Annotated in this window: 15 protein-coding genes; 4 read left to right on the forward strand and 11 right to left on the reverse strand. The window is 64.2% G+C overall.

Going from position 1 to position 18196, the window contains the following annotated elements; all coding sequences use genetic code 11:
- The first annotated feature begins 36 nt into the window (after nt 1-36).
- The 3 genes from ACNQOP_RS15890 (at nt 37) to ACNQOP_RS15900 (ending at nt 2460) form a co-directional block, all read left to right on the forward strand.
- Nucleotides 37-945, forward strand: a complete 909-nt coding sequence (locus ACNQOP_RS15890; protein ID WP_416405076.1) for an MSMEG_6728 family protein — start codon at nt 37-39, stop codon at nt 943-945.
- A 160-nt stretch (nt 946-1105) separates the two neighbouring features.
- Complete coding sequence (locus ACNQOP_RS15895; protein ID WP_235519090.1) at nt 1106-1468, forward strand: DUF1622 domain-containing protein; 363 nt, start codon at nt 1106-1108, stop codon at nt 1466-1468.
- On the forward strand, nt 1465-2460 hold the full coding sequence (locus tag ACNQOP_RS15900) for an alpha/beta hydrolase (protein ID WP_416405077.1): 996 nt from the start codon (nt 1465-1467) through the stop codon (nt 2458-2460). Before ACNQOP_RS15895 ends, ACNQOP_RS15900 begins: the two co-directional genes overlap by 4 nt.
- Nucleotides 2461-2563: 103 nt before the next feature.
- Here the strand turns inward: ACNQOP_RS15900 and ACNQOP_RS15905 are convergent, their stop codons facing one another.
- From ACNQOP_RS15905 to ACNQOP_RS15915, 3 genes are all read right to left on the reverse strand, one after another.
- Nucleotides 2564-4999, reverse strand: a complete 2436-nt coding sequence (locus ACNQOP_RS15905; protein ID WP_416405078.1) for a Tex family protein — start codon at nt 4997-4999, stop codon at nt 2564-2566.
- 171 nt (nt 5000-5170) lie between these two features.
- A complete protein-coding gene (locus tag ACNQOP_RS15910) occupies nt 5171-5605 on the reverse strand; it encodes a CBS domain-containing protein (RefSeq protein ID WP_235519087.1) in 435 nt (144 codons plus the stop codon).
- Between the two features lie 79 nt (nt 5606-5684).
- A complete protein-coding gene (locus tag ACNQOP_RS15915; RefSeq protein WP_284986009.1) occupies nt 5685-6152 on the reverse strand; it encodes a nucleoside deaminase in 468 nt (155 codons plus the stop codon).
- A gap of 97 nt (nt 6153-6249) precedes the next feature.
- Here ACNQOP_RS15915 and ACNQOP_RS15920 point away from each other — a divergent pair, with 97 nt between their 5' ends.
- Nucleotides 6250-9837 (forward strand): TM0106 family RecB-like putative nuclease, encoded by a 3588-nt coding sequence (locus ACNQOP_RS15920; protein WP_416405079.1) that lies wholly within the window; start codon nt 6250-6252, stop codon nt 9835-9837.
- Here the strand turns inward: ACNQOP_RS15920 and ACNQOP_RS15925 are convergent.
- The 8 genes from ACNQOP_RS15925 to ACNQOP_RS15960 form a co-directional block, all read right to left on the reverse strand.
- Entirely contained in the window at nt 9821-10624 is an 804-nt protein-coding gene (locus ACNQOP_RS15925) for a triose-phosphate isomerase family protein (protein ID WP_416405080.1), read from the reverse strand. The genes ACNQOP_RS15920 and ACNQOP_RS15925 overlap by 17 nt on opposite strands.
- A gap of 3 nt (nt 10625-10627) precedes the next feature.
- A complete protein-coding gene (locus tag ACNQOP_RS15930) occupies nt 10628-11977 on the reverse strand; it encodes an MFS transporter (protein ID WP_284986004.1) in 1350 nt (449 codons plus the stop codon).
- 145 nt (nt 11978-12122) lie between these two features.
- Nucleotides 12123-12887 carry an SDR family NAD(P)-dependent oxidoreductase gene (locus ACNQOP_RS15935; RefSeq protein WP_416405081.1) on the reverse strand — a complete coding sequence of 255 codons (765 nt, stop codon included), beginning with the start codon at nt 12885-12887 and terminating at the stop codon, nt 12123-12125.
- A gap of 20 nt (nt 12888-12907) precedes the next feature.
- Entirely contained in the window at nt 12908-13897 is a 990-nt protein-coding gene (locus ACNQOP_RS15940; protein ID WP_416405082.1) for a 3-hydroxyacyl-CoA dehydrogenase family protein, read from the reverse strand.
- A gap of 2 nt (nt 13898-13899) precedes the next feature.
- Nucleotides 13900-14382 (reverse strand): ribose-5-phosphate isomerase, encoded by a 483-nt coding sequence (locus ACNQOP_RS15945; protein ID WP_416405083.1) that lies wholly within the window; start codon nt 14380-14382, stop codon nt 13900-13902.
- 2 nt (nt 14383-14384) lie between these two features.
- Nucleotides 14385-16133 carry a dihydroxyacetone kinase subunit DhaL gene (gene dhaL, locus ACNQOP_RS15950; protein ID WP_416405084.1) on the reverse strand — a complete coding sequence of 583 codons (1749 nt, stop codon included), beginning with the start codon at nt 16131-16133 and terminating at the stop codon, nt 14385-14387.
- 3 nt (nt 16134-16136) lie between these two features.
- Nucleotides 16137-17138 carry a sugar phosphate isomerase/epimerase family protein gene (locus tag ACNQOP_RS15955; protein ID WP_416405085.1) on the reverse strand — a complete coding sequence of 334 codons (1002 nt, stop codon included), beginning with the start codon at nt 17136-17138 and terminating at the stop codon, nt 16137-16139.
- A 268-nt stretch (nt 17139-17406) separates the two neighbouring features.
- Nucleotides 17407-18099, reverse strand: coding sequence for a GntR family transcriptional regulator (locus ACNQOP_RS15960; RefSeq protein ID WP_257368842.1), 693 nt, complete (start codon nt 18097-18099; stop codon nt 17407-17409).
- Nucleotides 18100-18196 lie beyond the last annotated feature (97 nt).

The following is an 18196-nucleotide window of genomic DNA, read 5'->3' on the forward strand; positions in this document are numbered from 1 at the left end:
CTTGGTTCTCACGCCCGGCACCCTCAAACTGAAAGGATGCAGACTTTCCTCCCCTTCGCCGATTTCCGTGAGAGTGCCGCGGCGCTCGACACTTCAAGGCTCGGCAAACAGCGCGTCGAAGCACTCCAAGTCCTCCGCGCGTTGGTGATCCCGGAGTACGGTTGGCAGTCACACCCGGCCGTGCGCATGTGGATGGGCCACGTCCCGGCGCTCACCCTGTACGGCTTGGCGATGGCCGACGAATGGATGGAGCGGGGCCACCCGGACAACACGCGCACCAATATCGCGGAGTTCGCGCCCCAGGCCGCCCACCCGGACTACGCCTCCAGGATCATCATGCCGCCATGGCTCGGACACGAGGACCTGCACCTCAGCCACCGCTCCAAGCTGATCGGCAAGGACCCCAAGTTCTACACGCAGCTGTTCCCCGGTACCGACGAAAAGCTGGAATACGTGTGGCCGGAACCCAAGCACGAGTTCCACCCCGAGGAACCCGAAGAGGACAGCCTCTGGATCCTTCGCGCCCCGGTGGAGGAAATCCGTCCCGAGCAGCTCACCACGGTCAGCATGCCCCCGCACGGGAAGTCGAAGCCCGTTTCGGACACCGACGATTACGAGTTCGTGTACGCCGAGGAGAAGTCCCGCAGGCAGGTTGGTGGGCCCAAGAAGCGTCCCGCCGCGCCGAAGGAGAAGAAGCCCACCCGCAAGCGCCAGGCCCAGGATCAGGCGTTCAACACGCTTCCCGGCAAAACCGAGGTTGCTGTCCCGTTCGACGGCGGCCAGGTCTTCGCCGTCGGCCTCATCCAGGGACGCCCCATCTCCGTTGACGGACGCTTCGCCCGCAACTTCGAAGTCACCAACGTGATCAAGCGCTCCGATTTCGACTACCCGGCGCTCCTGCAGGATCCCCGCGTGTTCTTCCGGGTCCCGGCGCCCGCGCTGTAGCCAAAACTTGCCCTGGTTCGGCTGTCACACCGTTGTACGGCTCGGCAGGCGGACAAGCAAGGGTTCGACGGCGGCAGTCAGGTTCCGTAGCTATGGAACCTGACTGCCGCCGTCGTTGGTTTGTGAGACGGTGGAGGCACGCACCTAACCGGGGAGGGCCATGGATTTCCAACACATCATCGAAGCAGTCGGCCGGTACATGGACTTTGCCGGGGTGGCGGTGATGGTGATCGGCGCCTTGGTGTCCATCCCCATGGCCCTCCGTGGATACCAGCCCAAGCGCGCCAGCGGCCTGGAACCGTTCTCCCCGTACCGGGCCTACCGGCAGTTGTTGGGCCGGTCCATTTTGCTCGGCTTGGAACTGCTGGTGGCGGCCGACATCATCCGAACCGTCGCCGTCACCCCCACCTTCGAAAGCGTCGGGGTCCTGGCCATCATCGTGCTGATCCGGACGTTCCTGAGCTTCTCACTGGAACTCGAAATCACCGGCCGCTGGCCGTGGCAGAAGGAAAAGACGTCGTGACCGGGGCTTGGGTTCCGGACATACTTGGTGACGGTTTTGAGCAGGAGACCTTGGAGCTCGACGGCGGCGCTGTCGCCACTTTGGTGAGGTACGTCGGGGCGCCGCCTGAAGTGGGCGGGCTCGATGCGGATGTCCTGTACGTCCACGGCTGGTCCGACTACTTCTTCCAACGCCACGTGGCCGAGTTCTGGCACAGCGCCGGCGCGCAGTTCTTCGCCTTGGATCTGCACAACTATGGCCGCAGCCTCCGGCCCGGACTGGTTCCAGGGTTCGTTACCAGCCTGGGCGACTACGACGCGGACATTGATGCGGCGCTGGAGGCCATGGGCCGTTCAGGCGCTTCGGAGCGGCCACTCATTCTGTTGGGCCACTCCACCGGAGGACTCACCCTCAGTCTCTGGGCTGCCCGCCACCCTGGCATGGCTTCGGCACTGATCCTCAACAGTCCCTGGCTGGAGTTCCAAGCTACCGAACTCGGCAGACGCGCGATCGCGCCCTTGGTGGGACTCCACGCCCGGCTTCATCCGTTGACCCCACTGCCACCGGTAGACCCCGGAATTTATACCCGGGCTGTTTCCGCGGCGTTGGACGGCGAATGGGATTACAACCTTGAGTGGCGTCCGGACCGCGGATTCCCCCTCACACCCGCGTTCCTGGACGCGGTGTTCCGTGGACAGGCGACTGTCGCGGCCGGTCTGGGCATCGACGTTCCGGTGCTGGTGATGCTCTCGGACAAGAGCTACCTGCAGCCGAAATGGTCCACTGACGCCCTCACCGCCGACGTGGCCCTCAACGTCGACGCCGTGGCCCACCGCTCGCTGTCCCTGGCGGATACAGTGACCATCAGCCGACTGCCGAACGCGCTCCACGACATCTTCCTGTCCCCCGAACCCATCCGGCGGGAAGCCTTTGCGCGGATCGGTCGCTGGCTTCCCGCAGCCCTGCAGCCACACGAAGCACCCTCGGTGAACGCCAGGACCGCAGGCGCGTAGCCCACGAGTCCCCCGTCCAGACGGAACCCAGCCCTTGTTCGTCAGCCTCACCGTAGAACGGCAAGGCACACAAACAAGGGCGGGATTTGTGGGCGGGCGAGGCCTACTTCCCCAGTCCTGCCCGACGCAGCGCCTCGGCCATTGCCGTGTTGGCGGGCGCGGGTTGGGATTGCTGAGGCTTGCCCTGACGCTGCCCACCCTGCTGGGGGCGACCCTGGTTACCCCGGCGATCGCCCTGACCTCGCTGACCGGGCTGGCCGCCGCGTTGGCCCTGCTGTCCCCCAGGACGCTGGCCATCTCCCGAAGAACGCCCACCTGAGGTGCGGCCGCCCCCGGTGCCGGGTTCGTCGTCGAGCCTCAACGTCAGTGAGATGCGCTTGCGCTCGGGATCCGCCTCAAGGACCTTGACCCGGACAACCTGGCCGGACTTCACGATCTCGCGCGGATCCGACACGAACTTGTTGGACAGGGCCGAGACGTGGACCAAACCGTCCTGGTGCACTCCCACGTCCACGAACGCGCCAAACGCGGCAACGTTGGTAACAGTGCCCTCCAGGATCATGCCTGGCTTGAGGTCGGAGATCTTCTCGATGCCTTCGGAGAACGACGCCGCTTTGAACGCCGGCCGGGGATCACGGCCCGGCTTCTCGAGCTCCGACATGATGTCCTTGACCGTGGGAAGGCCAAAAGTGCCATCAACGAAGGCCTGCGGGTCCAAGGCCGTGGCGGGTCCTCCGCCGGCGGCGACCAGGATCTTTCGGGCCACCGAGTACGCCTCAGGGTGGACGCTGGAGGCATCCAGGGGCTCCGCTCCCCCGGTAATCCGAAGGAATCCTGCGCACTGTTCGAAGGCTTTCGCGCCCAGGCGCGGCACCTTCTTGAGGTCGCTTCGCTTAGCGAAAGGACCATTCTCGTTCCGGTAAGCCACGATATTTTCGCTGAGCAGCGGCCCGACGCCGGCCACCCGGCTGAGCAGCGCCGGGGAGGCAGTGTTGACGTCCACCCCCACGGCGTTCACACAGTCCTCCACCACGGCATCCAGGGAGCGATCAAGCTTGGCGGCGGTGACGTCGTGCTGGTATTGCCCCACACCGATGGACTTCGGCTCAATCTTGACCAGTTCCGCCAGCGGATCCTGCAGGCGGCGGGCAATGGACACGGCACCTCGGAGCGACACATCCATCCCCGGAAGCTCGGAAGCTGCGAGCGCGGATGCTGAGTACACGGATGCTCCAGCCTCGGAGACCACCAGCTTCTGGATTCCCTTGGACCCGGCTGCCTCAAGGGATTTGATGAGCTCGGTTGCCAGCTTGTCCGTCTCCCGGGAGGCCGTCCCGTTGCCGATCGCCACCAGTTCTACGTTGTACTGTTTGGCGAGCCGGCCGAGGGTGGCCAGTGCTTCGTCCCACTTCTTCGCGGGTGCGTGCGGGTAGATGGTGTCTGTAGTGACCACCTTGCCGGTTCCGTCTACCACCGCGACCTTGACCCCGGTCCGCAGTCCAGGATCCAGGCCCAGCGTCGCGCGGTTTCCCGCGGGGGCGGCCAGGAGGACGTCGCGCAGGTTGGCAGCGAAAACGCGCACGGCTTCATCTTCCGCGTCGGCGAACATTCGACCACGAAGGTCCGTTGTGAGACGGTCCAGGATACGTCCGCGCCAGGCAAGCTGAGCGGTCTGTGTCAGCCAGGTATCGGCGGGCCGGCCCTGGTTGGAAACACCCAGGCACTTGGCCACAGCGTTCTCATACTTACCGCGGGCGGCGGCCAGGGCGTCGTCGTCGGCGGGGTCGGCTTCGGCGAGGTCCAGTTCAAGGACGCCGTCCTTCTCACCACGCAGGAGTGCCAGCACGCGGTGCGACGGCATCCCCGACGGCACCTGGGTGAATTCGAAGTAGTCCTTGAACTTCTGGCCCTCGGCCTCCATGCCTTTCTTCACGCGGGACACCATCCGGCCCTGCTTCCAGAGCCGTTCGCGGAGGTCCTCAGCCAGGTCCGCATCCTGCCCGACGCGCTCCACCAGGATGGCTCGCGCACCCGCAAGCGCTGTGGTGGCGTCCTCGATGGAGTGCTCGGCATTCAGGTATTTGGCGGCCTCGGTGGTGGGATCCAGCTGCGGGTTGGCAAGCAGGGCGTCAGCGAGTGGTTCCAACCCGGCTTCGCGGGCGATCTGGGCTTTGGTGCGGCGCTTGGATTTGAAGGGAAGGTAGATGTCTTCCAGCCGCGCCTTGGTGTCAGCACCGACGACGGCGGCTTCCAGTTCCGGGGTCAGCTTGCCTTGGGCGGCAATCGCCTCGAGGACGGACTTGCGCCGTTCTTCCAGTTCCCGCAGGTACCTGAGGCGCTCCTCAAGGTCGCGGAGCTGGGTGTCATCGAGCGTCCCGGTGGCTTCCTTGCGGTAGCGGGCGATGAAGGGAACGGTGGATCCGGCGTCGAGCAGTTCCACCGCGGCTTTGACCTGCCAGGCTTTGACGCCGAGTTCCTCGGCGATCTGGGTGTGGATGGCGGAGTCGGCTGACTGGTGTTGGAGATTTGAAGTCACCATGACAGTTTGCCTCACCCGGCCGACAGTTTCAGGTCCGGCATCCTGCGGGCCTATCCCTGCGGCCCGGTTAGTGGTGTAGTTGGAGCAAAAGACGGGCCGCGAGGCGTTCCCCCGGAAGGGGTGCCTCGCGGCGGCTGGGGATGGTGACAGGCTGCCCGCGATAGGCGGGGCCTAGTGGGCCATGTGCTCCTTGGCGGAGATGTGCTCCACCATTTCACCGAGGCGATCTTCCGCGTAGTGGTGGCGGGCAATGTCGCCCTGGCTGATGATGCCCACGAGTTTGTGGTCGCTGATGACCGGCAGGCGCCGCACCTGATGTTCTTCCATCATGGCAATGGCGTCGTCGACGTTGGCATCCGCGTCAACCCAATGGGGCTTGCCTGTGGCGAGGTCCCCGGCACGGACTTCCCGGGCGTCCTTACCCTCAGCCAGGCACTTGACCACAATGTCGCGGTCGGTGATGAAACCAGTGAGCTTGCCGTCCCGGCCGCAGATGGGAAGTGAGCCGCAGTCCAGGTCCCTCATCAGCATGGCGGCATCCTGAAGAGTTTTATCCTCTTCGATGCACTGGCAATCCGTTGACATGAATTCACGTACGACACTCATGGATCCTCCTTCATCGATTGGACTACCGACGCGGGGCCTTGGGGATGAGTCTTTCGGCTCAGCGCCGATGAAGCCAAGCCTACGCTCGATCGGCCTCTTCAGCGATGTCCTCGGCCCACAGTTCCGGGTGCTTTTCCTGGAACGTCCGCATCATGTCCACGCACCGGGGATCGTCCAGAACCACCACCTCAACGCCGCGTGACCGGAGGAGGTCGAACTCGCCGGGAAAGGTCTCCGCTTCGCCGACTACCACCCGTGGAATCTTGAACTGGATGATGGTTCCCGTGCACATCGCGCATGGCGCCAAGGTGGTGTAAAGGGTGGTGTCGCGGTAGCTTTTCTGCCGTCCCGCGGCGCGCAGTGCGGACATCTCGCCGTGCGCAATCGGATCGCCGTGCTGCACGCGTTCATTGTGTCCGGTGGCAATAACCTCGCCGTCACGGGCCAAGGCAGCTCCGATGGGGATCCCACCTTCGCTGAGGCTCTTTTGCGCGGCCTGGAACGCGGCTTCAAAAGCCGGGTCAGCGCTGTGGGCTGTTTCAGTCATGCGTGAAGTCTAAATTGCTTCCACACTAAATTGTCGGGGCCCGCTGATAGCTTGGCTGCAAGGGTTTAACAATGGCATGGAAGGAAGGTGGGTCGCAGTGTTCTTTCTCGATTCCGAGACCGCAGGCGCCCCGCAGGACTTGGTCTTTTCCGCCAGCGACCTCGTCATCGCTGCAACCTGCGAGTACCAGTTGCTCCGGAAGCTCGATGAAAAGCTGGGCCGGACCCCCAAGCCGGACTTTCCGCCCGACGCCATGCTGGAGCGCACCGCAACGCTGGGCGACGTCCACGAGCACAAGGTGCTGGATGACTTCGTGGCGGAGTTCGGCCACTGGGACCCGGCGACAGGAAAAGGCGTTTACGACGTCGTCCCGGCCGACGCGATGGACCGCACCACCCTTTCGGCCAAGCATGCGGAATCCATCGACGCCCTCAAATCCGGCGCGGATGTCGTGTTCCAGGCTGCCTTCTTCGACGGTCAGTTCCATGGCCGCTCTGACTTTCTGGTGAAGCGTCCCGGTGGCATGTACGCAGTCTTTGACACCAAGCTGGCACGGCATGCGAAAGTCACGGCTTTGCTGCAATTGGCCGCGTACGGGGATCAAATGCTGCAGGCCGGCATCACGCCTGACCCCACGCTCATCCTGGTCCTGGGCAACCGTGTCCACAGCGACCACCCTTTGTCCCAGGTCCTGCCGGTGTTCAGGGAGCGCCGCGAACGATTCCTTGGCATGACCGCAGCGCACATTGCGGAGCCCGGGCCCATCGAATGGGGTGACGCCCGCTTCTCCGCATGCGGCCGCTGCGATTACTGTGCCGAGCAGGTCCAGCTCCACCGGGACCTCCTGATGGTTGCAGGGATGCGCATCAGCCGGCGGAAGAAACTGATCGAGGCCGGGATCACCACCATCGACCAACTGGCAGCCTCTCCTGCTGACGGCGACCCGATGTTCCTCAGGCTCCGGGAGCAAGCCCAGCTGCAGACCGGCACAGGCACACCTGATGGAACGGTCAACTACACGGACAAGTCCGGCGAAGCCAAGTCAGTGAGTTACACAGTGCTTCCCGACAACACTCTGGGCAGGCTCCCCGTGCCGGACCCGGGTGACATCTTCTTCGACTTCGAAGGCGACCCCCTCTGGCAGGACCCTGTCACCGGGAAGTGGGGGCTTGAGTACCTTTTCGGCGTCATCGAGAATCCAGCGGAACCTGGGGGCACCCCGGTCTTCAAGCCGTTCTGGGCGCACTCGCGTGCCGAGGAAGGCCACGCGTTCGTGGCTTTCCTGGACTACGTGGCCAAACGTCGCGCACAGTATCCGGGGATGCACATCTACCACTACGCGGCCTACGAAAAGACGGCCCTCAGGAACCTTTCCCTGACGCACGTGGTGGGCGAGTCCGCCGTCGACGATCTCCTGCGCGAGGGCGTCCTGGTGGACCTTTTCGACACCGTCCGGCACAGCATCCGGGTCTCCGAGAACTCGTACAGCATCAAGAAACTGGAACCGCTGTACATGGGCCAGCACCTGCGATCCGGGGACGTCACCGACGCCGGCGCCTCCGTGGTTGCCTACGCGGACTTCTGCACGGCGCGGGACACTGGCGAAGCAGACGCTGCGGCGGCAATCCTTGAGGGCATCCGGGACTACAACGAATACGACTGCCTCTCAACCCTGGAGCTTCGCAACTGGTTGCTGGAGCGAGCTGCCGAACGCTCCATCCAGCCGGTCGGCGGATCCGACGAAGCAGCTCCGACTGATACCGAACCCGAGAAGTACGAAGCAGCCCCGGAAGAAAAATCCCTGTTCGATTACCTGGCCGGCCTACCGGAGGATGGGAAATCCACCGCGGACGCGCGCGCCATTGGCATCGTCGCAGCTGGGGTGGGCTACCACCGCCGCGAGGACAAGCAGCATTGGTGGGGGCACTTCGACCGACTGGAAAAGCCCACCTCGCAGTGGCCGGATGAGCGTGATCTCTTTGTGGTGGATCACGCTGAGCTACTCCAGGACTGGGCTAAGCCGACACCCCGGAGCAACCCCGCGCGGACGGTGAAGCTCTATGGCCGCTCGGGGGACGGAGCAGGACTCGAGGCCGGCAAGAAGTACTTCAGAATGTATGGCTCGCCCCTTCCGGGCGGCTTGCAGGGGAAGGAATCGGCCGTGCTGGGCCGTGCCGGCTGGAACGGGACCCTGGTCACCGAGGTTGGCGAGGACCAGGACTTCGAAACGGTCACCATCACTGAAGGCCTTCGCAAGGACTCCAGTGCGTTCAGCCAACTGCCCATTGCCCTGACCCCCGATCCGCCCATTGCTACGAAAGGCCAGCGGGCAGCCCTCGCCGCGCTGGCAACACAGCTCAAGGACGCCCTGCCGGACTGGCCACAGGACCCGGCCTTGGACCTGGTGCGGAGAAGGCCGCCCAAGCTACGGAGCCTGGACGCTCTGCCTCGCGTGGAATCCGGGCCTGACGGATACATTGACGCCATCACTGCGGCCGTAACCGACCTGGACGATTCCTACCTTGCCGTGCAGGGACCTCCGGGGAGTGGGAAGACCCACGTGGGTGCCCACGTCCTGGCACGGCTCGTAGCCAAAGGCTGGAAGGTGGGCGTCGTGGCGCAGTCGCACGCCGTGGTGGAAAACATGCTGTGCGCCGCAGTGGAGAAAGCAGGGTTGGACCCCCGGCAGGTTGCCAAGGAAGTCAAGCACGATAACCCCGTGCCATGGATGCACTGCGGGAAAGGCAACGTCGAGGACTTGCTCGCCAAGCCGGGCGGAGCATTGATCGGCGGGACGGCCTGGACCATGGTTGGCAAGGAGGTCCCGGCCGGTTCCTTGGATTTGCTGGTCATCGACGAAGCAGGCCAGTTCTCCCTGGCTAACACCATGGCAGTAAGTCGTGCAGCCAAACGGCTCCTGCTCCTGGGCGATCCGCAGCAGCTGCCGCAGGTCACGCAGGGCAAACATCCCGAACCCGTCGACGAGTCGGCGCTTGGCTGGCTGTCCGATGGCTACAACACCTTGCCGCGGGAACTGGGCTATTTCCTGGCCCTGTCCTGGCGCATGCATCCCGAACTGTGCAGCGCAGTCTCAGAGCTCTCGTACGACAACCGGCTCGAGGCAGCGCCAGCCGCCAAGGAACGCCAGTTGGAAGGGGCGAGTCCGGGGATCTCCTGCGTCTATGTCCCGCACACCGGGAACTCGAGCAATTCGCCCGAAGAAGCCGCCGAAGTGGTCAGGCAAGTCCAAGCCCATTTGGGACTGGAATGGCTGGACCCCTCGCAAGCCCCGGAGCCGAAGCCACTGCAGGAATCCGACATCCTGGTAGTCGCGGCTTACAACGCCCAGGTCCAACTCATCAAGCATGAGCTCCGGGCCGCGGGCCTTCTCCACGTACGGGTAGGAACGGTGGACAAGTTCCAAGGGCAGGAAGCACCGGTGGTCATCGTGTCCATGGCCGCCTCGGCAGCCGCCGAGGTTTCCCGGGGCATGGAGTTCCTGCTCTTGCGCAACCGGATCAATGTGGCGGTGTCCCGCGGCAAGTGGCGGGCCGTCGTCGTGCGTTCGCCTGAACTGACCAACTATCTCCCCACCCATCCGGAGGGACTGGAGAATCTGGGCGGTTTCGTTGCCCTGTGCCAGCGGAGTGTGAGCACAGCTGACGACCCTACAGAGGCCCGTTAAGGACCTCTGCCGTACTCAAACGCAATGCTTCGTCCAGCACAAGGCCGAAGTTCGTGGCGTCGTGCGCAAAGCGGCCCAGGAAGAGCCCGGAAACCCCGGTAAGTTGAGGCAGCAGCCCCGGCTTGGCTGATCCCCCATAAATGATGGGTAGCCCGCCCAGTCCCTGCTGACCGAGCGAGTCCCGCAGGGCAGCCACCACGCGGGAAACATGGGTGGCGGACGCCGGCTCGGGGGCACCAATGGCCCAGACCGGTTCATACGCAATAACCAGCTTGGCGGCCACTGACCAGTCGGCGGACACCGCTGACGTGATCTGCCGAAACACTGTTTCTGCGGCCGTCTCCGGTTCCACCATGTCAGGCTCCCCCACGCACAACAGCGGAGTGAGGCCAGCATCGACGGCGGCAGTGACCTTGAGAGCCACCACACTGTCGTCTTCGGCGAAGTGCCGCCGCCGTTCAGCGTGGCCGATTTCTACGAGGCCCACACCGAGCTCGGCAAGCATCGAAGGGGAAACCTCCCCTGTCCATGGCCCGTCGGCCCATCCGCAATTCTGCGCGCCGAGCAGCAGAGGAGTACCTGCCGTCATCGCGGTCGCGGCGGGCAATACAGGAAACGACGGGATCACAAACGGGACCACCCGCCCGGCCGCAAGGGCCGGGCGGGCGTCCACTTCAGCCACCAACTGCTCCAACCACGCCAGGGAATGCGCGTAGCCCATGTACATCTTGGTGCTGACCCCTATGTAAAGGACGTCAGGCGAAGGTGAGGAGGCAGCTGGGCGCATTTTCTACTTGTCCAGCAGTTCGTCGGCTTTGTTGGTGAAGGCGCGGGTACCGAACATCATCAGTGCCGCCAGGAACGGCAGGACACCCAAGGCGTAGACACCCATGGTGCCGGTATCCGAAGCCGTGACCTCGTTGACGGTAGTCCGCAGGATTGGTGCGACGAATCCGCCCAGGTTTCCGAGCGAGTTGATCAGCCCGATACCGGCAGCGGCCGCGGTCCCGGTGAGGAACGCCGTCGGGTATGACCAGCAGATGGGGCCAGTCGCCAGGAAGCTGCACACCGCCAGAGTGATGAAGATGATGCCGATGGCCGGCAAGTGATTGGCACCAGCCCAGGCGGAGCCGAAGATGCACAGGCCAGTGGAGACAAACAGCGCGGTGCCCCAGCGGCGTCGGCGGGCAACAGTGTTGGCCGCTTTGCCAATGAAGTAGCAGGCGAAGATGCCAAAGAACCACGGAATGGCAGCCATCAGGCCAACAGCCAGGCCCACCTTCTGGCCGGTGAGCTGAGCCACCTGCTGCGGGAGGTAGAAGGTGACACCGTAGACGGCGATCTGAAGGCAGAAGTAGATGACGGTGAAGTACCAGACCTTGCCGTTGCGCATGGAAGCCAGCACGCCCTTGGGACCTGTTTCTTCCTTGACCGTGTCTTCCAATGCCATGACGTCTGACAAGGCCTTCTTTTCCTCTTTCGAGAGGAACTTGGCGTCCTGCGGGCTGTTGATGAGGAAGAAGTAGGCTGCCACACCGGCCAGGACGGCGAGCATGCCTTCAACGAAGAACATGACCTGCCAGCCTGCGACGCCGGGAACCTGGTCGCCGATGTTGATCAGCCAACCGGACAGCGGCGCACCCATCATCTGCGAGAACGGCTGGGCCAGGTAGAAGATGGCGAACATCTTCACACGGACCTTGTTCGGGAACCAGGCCGCGAGGAACATGATGACGCCGGGGAACAACCCTGCTTCGGTAACACCCAGCAGGAATCGAAGGATGATGAAGGACGTCTCGCCCTGCACGAACGCGAAGCAGGCCGACACGATGCCCCACGTGATCGCGATACGTGCCAGCCACACTTTGGCACCGAACTTGGTGAGCAGCAGGTTGCTGGGGATTTCAAACAGGGCGTATCCGATGAAGAAGATACCGGCACCCAGGGCGTATGCCCCTGCCGTGATGCCCTTGTCCACTTCCAGCGCAGCTTCGGCGAAGCCAACATTGGTACGGTCCAGGAAAGCCACCACGTACAGGATGACAAGCATCGGCATGAGCCGACGGGATGCTTTGGAGATCGCCGATTTGAGGACCGGCGTATCCAGCAACTCCTTGGTGGAATTGGCGGTTACTGACATTGAAACTCCTCTTTGAGTGACAGCAAATAGATGGGTGCGGCGCTATCAGCGCGGGAAGAAAATGAGCACCATGCCCACGGCGCAGGCGAGAATACCCACGGCAAGGTAGATCTTGCGTTCTCTGGTCCAGGTCCGCATGGCAGCCCTAGTGCATGTACAGTCCGCCGTCCACATTCAGCGTCTGGCCGGAGATGTATCCGGCGTCCTCGCTGATGAGGAAGGCGATGGCGGCTGCGATGTCCCGGGTGGAGCCCACGCGGTTCACTACGAGGTCCTTGGTGAGTTCATCCTTGCGCTCCTGGCTCAGCGTGCCGCCCATGATGTCGGTGTCGATGGGGCCGGGAGAGATGGCGTTGACGGTGATGTCGTACTCGCCCAGTTCGCGGGCTGTTGCCCGGGTCAGGCCGATGACGCCGGCTTTGGCTACCGAGTACGGGGTCTTGGAGAAGGTGCCGCCGCCGCGTTGCGCGGAAACGGAAGAGATGTTCACGATCCGGCCGATCCGGTTCTTGACCATGGATTCAGCCACGCGACGGGTTGCGTAGTGGACACCGTTGAGGTTGATGTTGAGGACCCGGTCCCACTCAGCCGGTTCAAGTTCAAGGTAGCCGATGGGCGAGCTGACGCCTGCAACATTGGCCAGAGCGACGATCTGGGGCAGTTCAGCTTCGAGTTCGTCAATGGCCGCCCGGACTTCGGCTTCGCTGGCCACGTTTGCGCCCACGCCGTGGGCCTGCACGCCGAATTCTGCGGCGATTTCCTTGGCAGCGAGCTTGCAGGCAGCGTCGTCAAGGTCGATGATGCCGATGTTCCAGCCCTGGGCCGCCAGGTAGTTGACGGTGGCCCTGCCGATGCCGCGCTCGGACACTGCGCCGGTGACAATTGCGGTGCGTGATTCGGGGAAAGTCATGGGTCTTCTCCTGTGAAGTGTTAGTTGATGGGGGCCGGGCCGAGCTCTTCAATGAGCTTCTGCATGGCGACGTAGGCCTTGTTGCGGTAGGCGATGAGTTCCGGCGCACGCTCGGCGGGTACGTTAAGGAAACCGGCGCCGGTCTTGGTGCCCAACTTGCCTGCCTCGACCAGGTCCGAGAGGATCTTCGGCGTCGCGAAGCGCTCCGGGAAGCCCGTTTGCAGCGACTTGTAGCAGAAGTTGTAGACATCCAAACCGGCCATGTCCGCAATGGCGAACGGTCCAAAGAAGGGCAAGCGGAAGCCGAACGTCGTACGCACCAGGGTGTCGACGTCGTCCGCTGTTGCGATCCCCTGCTCAACCAGCTGAGCCGCTTCGTGGAACAGCGCGTACTGCAACCGGTTCAGCACGAACCCGGTGACGTCCTTGACCACGGCGGTCTGCTTGCCGGCTGCGTGGACGAGGTCGCAGGACGCGGACACCGTCGCGGCAGAGGTACCTGCGTGCGGGATGACCTCGACGCCCGGGATGAACGGCGACGGGTTGGAGAAGTGCACACCCAGGAACCGCTCCGGATTGGTCACGGCTTCGGCCAGGTCCGCAATGGAGATCGTGGACGTGTTCGAGCCGATCAGGGCGTCCGGTCGGGCCGCAGCACTGATCCGCGCAAGGGTTTGGTGCTTGATCTCGAGGACCTCAGGGACGGCTTCTTCGATGAAGTCGGCATCGGCTACGGCTTCCTCAATGTCCTTGGCAGCCCACAGGTTCTGCTTGAGGATCTCCGTGGACCCGGCTGGGAAAAGTCCGTCGGCGATGAACTGCTCCGACTCCTCCAACAACCGGTCGTAGTTCTTCTGCGCCACTTCGGCCGAAACATCGGCCAGCGCCACGCGCGCTCCGCCGAGGGCCAGGACCTGGGCGATGCCGCCGCCCATGTAGCCGGAACCGACGACGGCGATCTTCCGGGCTGCGTTACTGGCCGGGCCTGCGTTTGCTTCAGAAATGGTCATGGTCAGACTGCCTTCGTGTAGTCGGGCTCATAGGAGCAGATGGCATCCACCTTCGCGGCGGAGGATGAGGTTTCGTCGAAGCGGTGGTCGAGCCACTCTCCTACAAGCTTTTTGGCCAGTTCCAAGCCAATCACCCGCTGGCCGAGCGTCAGGACCTGTGCGTTGTTGCTGAGGACCGAGCGCTCCACGGAGTAGCTGTCGTGGGCGGTGACTGCCCGGATGCCGGGAACCTTGTTGGCCGCGATGGCCACGCCGAGTCCCGTGCCGCAAATCAGCAGTGCCCGGTCGGCCTCGCCGGCTGCCACCTTGCGGGCGGCGTCGACGGCAACGTGCGGGTAGGCCGTGGAATCGTTGAAGCCCACTCCCACGTCTGCCACGGACGCCACCCGGGGGTCTGCCTCCAGGAGGGCCAGAAGTGCCTTCTTGTACTCAACGCCCGCTTCGTCATTGCCGACGACGATGCGCCAGCCTTGGTTGTTGCTCATGTTCAGGCTCCGTTTCCGGCCGGGGCCGCGGAAGTGGCGGCGGCCAGTAGTGAATCGATGTGGCTGGAGATTCTTGTGACGATCAGTCCGAAGGAGACCGCGCCAGGATCGGGATGGCCGAGGCTCTTTTCCGCGAGCGGACGGGCACGGCCCTTCAGCGGCCTCAGTTCAGCGGTCCCCGCGGCAGCGGACTCGGCCGCCGCCGCGGCGACTGCCAGTGCCCGGTCAACAGGGGCACCGCCGTCGAGCTCAGCCAGGAAAGTGTCCCGGAACGGCAGGAGCGCGTCCACCATGGTCTTGTCGCCGGGGTCGGCTTTGCCAAGTTCGGTGATCGCGCGGACGAACGCTTTCACGGCGGCGGCCGCGTCCTCGGCATTGTACGAATCGCGGTTGCCGAGCGACTGCCCGGCCGCGATCACAGCGGACCCCCACAGCGCGCCCGACGTCCCACCGGCCCGCTCGCTCCAGGCTTCACCGGCCATGGTCAGAACGCGGGCCACGGACGAACCAGTTGCCGCCTCCCCGGCCGAAGCGGCCGCGTCGACACCGCGGCGCATGCCGATCCCGTGGTCGCCGTCTCCGGCGATGGCGTCCAGCTTCCCGAGTTCCTCTTCGTGCTCCACCACGACATCCCGCACCTGCGCCAGGACGGCTACGGCTTGGCGCCCGAGTTCGGCGGCCGCCGCGGTGGGCTGTTCGACGTCGGCTATCCCGGCGTCGTCGACCACGGCCTCGGCACGGGGTGCGCGCGGGGCCATGCTTCCCTTACGGAACGCGGGGGTGTCGGCGGGCGCTGCCCAATACTGTTCCAGTTCCTCGTCCAACCACAGGAGCGTGAGCGAGAGGCCGGACATGTCCAGACTGGTCACCAGCTCACCGCATTCGGGTTCCACCACCGTGAGTCCCGCAGCGGTGAGGAGCTTCTCGACCTTGCCAAAGAGCAGGAAGAGTTCGTCGTACTTCACGGTGCCCAGTCCGTTGACTATGGCGACCACGCGGTCACCGGCGTCCTCGGGCTTGTCAGCGAGCAGCTTTGACACCAGGAGTTCGGCAAGCTCGGAAGCCGTGGGCATGGGGTGCTCGGAGATTCCTGGTTCGCCGTGGATACCGAGCCCCAAGGACATCTGCCCGGATGGCACATGGAACAGCGGATCCTTGGCACCGGGCAACGTGCACCCGTCGAAGGCCACGCCGAGCGAACGCGTGCGGTAGTTGGTCTTGATGGCCAAACGCTCGACGTCGTCAAGGTCCAGTCCCGCTTCGGCCGCAGCTCCTGCGATCTTGAAGACCGTGAGGTCTCCGGCGATACCGCGGCGCTTCTCGAGCTGGTCGATGGGAGCGCTGGCGATGTCGTCGGTGACGGTAACGGTGCGGGTTTCGATGCCCTCTGCGTTGAGCCGCAGCTGGGCTTGGCCGAAGTGGAGGACGTCGCCGGCGTAGTTGCCGTAGCTCAGGAGGACACCGCCTCCGGCGTTGGCTGCCTTGGCCACCCGGTACACCTGTCCCGCTGCCGGTGAAGCGAACATGTTGCCGCATGCGGAGCCAGTTGCCAGGCCGGGGCCGACCAGACCGGCGAAGGCCGGGTAGTGACCCGAACCGCCGCCGACCACCAATGCTACCTGGCCGGACGGAACTTCGGTGGAGCGCACCACGCCGCCGTCCACCCGGGCAACGTAGCCACGATTGGCGGCAACAAAGCCGTCCAGTGCTTCATCGGCGAAGTCCGCCGGGTTGTCGAAAATCTGTGTCATTTCCTAGACTCCTGCCAGCTGGGTGGCTGGTTCCTGGCGTCCCTGCGCCACCTGGCTGGTGCCCAGTGCATAGCCGTCGGACTTCGGCAGGACGTGCCGGCGGAGGTAGTCCTGGTTGCTGGCTGTGACGCTCAAGCCGTCGCCACCGTAGTGCTCGGTGCAGAGGATGCCCTGGAAACCAACCGACAGCGCGAATTTGAAAGCCTCGCGGTAGTTGATGAGCCCGCTCTCCATCGGAGCCGGCATGGTGATGTAGCTGTCCCGGGCCACGTCTTCGTCCCGGATGTAGTTCTTCATGTGCCAGTAGTTTGAGTAGGGCAGGGTCTTTTCCACCATTTCGCGCCAATCCTCGATGGGACGATGAAGGCGGATGAGGTTGCCCAGGTCCGGGTTGAGGCCCACGTTGTCCAAGCCGATGTCCTGGACCAGTTGGACCGAGGAGTCTGCAGTGCCGAGGTACGTGTCCTCGTACATTTCCAGCGAGAGGAGGATGCCTGCCTCTGCGGCGTGCTTGCCAAGTTCACGGAGGCGGGACACGGCGTTGCCCCAGGCTTCCTTGTCCCCCACCGGGTCTTTGTAGCCCTCGACGGTCCAGAACCAGAGCTGTTTCTGCTGCTCCGGCGTGATGGCCTGGTGCAGGCCGAAGGAGACTACTTCGCACCCGAGCTCCGCGGCGGCGTCGATGGTGCGGTGGCTATAGGCAAGGTTGTCTGCCCAGTCCGTGTGGTGGATGACGCTGCGCCGGATCGCGGAGATGACGGGCACGCCGATGCCCACGTCGGCAGCGGTCTGCTTGAACTCAGCCAGGCGCTCTTTGCTGAGGTCTCCGGGACGTACCCAACTGTCGGTGAGGTCTGCGTTCGCGAAACCTGCGTCCTTCACTTCCTGGAGGACGGAGGCCCACACTGAAGCGTCGGCATCGTTGACCTGTGTTCCCTCGGCGTCGGTGCCGGGGAATTGCAGGAGGGCCGCGGTGATGGGCCAATTCTCGGCGGTGTACGCCATGATGATCACTCCTTCGTGGAATCCTGTTTCCTATAGGATTTACGATACGAGCAATGCTGTCAACCCTTTTTGGAAACTTCCTAGATCCTATATGTCATACATATATATGTGAAGGGGTCACTGGCGGCTGGGTGTGCTTCGTGGGGGCACCCTTTTCCGCCCGGCGCACCCGTAACCACGGGCGCGCTCGGCGCGAAAGGGTGCGCCGCGAGCCACTAACGGGTGCCCAGGGCGGGAACAGGCGCGCAGCCCGAAAGGGAACGCGGACTTAGTCCTCGGGCGCGTCAGCCATCGCCCGGCCGCGCACCTTCTCCACGTGATCGACCATCATGTCCGCAGCCCTCTCCGGGTCCCCGCTCAGCATGGCGTCCAGCACGGCCTGGTGCTCGGCGATCGCCTGCTCGGCATCGGTGATGCCCACTCCCCCGAAAAGCCGGAACCGTTGGATCTGCCCGCCCAGGGTGTTGTAGGCCGCGAGCAGGAACTGGTTGTTGGCCTGCGCGGCAATGAGCTGGTGGAAGCGCTCGTCGGCCTCCAGGTAGCTGCGGTACTCGGCAAATGTTCCACCGCGGGGTGCCGTTTTCAGGTCCTCCACGGCCTGCTTAAGTGCGTCCAGGCCGTCGGGTGTCATGCGCGAGCAAGCCAAACGGGCATTGACCGGCTCGATGGACAGCCGCGCTTCCATGAGCTCAGCGAAATCCTCGCGGGTGAAGACCGGCGCCACCCGATAACCCTTCAAAGCGACGCGCCGGACCATTCCGGTGTGCTCCAGCCGGGCCAATGCCTCGCGGACCGGGGTGGGCGAAACGTCGAGTTCCCGCGCCATGCCGTCGATGCTGACGGCCGCGCCAGGCTCCAGCCTGCCGTCCATGAGCCATTCCAGGAGGGCTTCGTAGACGTGGTCGGCCAGCACTTGGCGGCTGACGGGGAAGCCGGCGCGGGCGACGGAAGGATCAGGCATGCCACAAATCCTATAGGAACGCGGGCGTCTGACAGGCCAGGCGCTCCCGTCACATTCCGCCGAAACCACGCGTTAAACCACGACGTCGGCACCCGGG

This window comes from Arthrobacter sp. LFS091, assembly GCF_047977885.1.
Classification (GTDB): Bacteria; Actinomycetota; Actinomycetes; order Actinomycetales; family Micrococcaceae; genus Arthrobacter.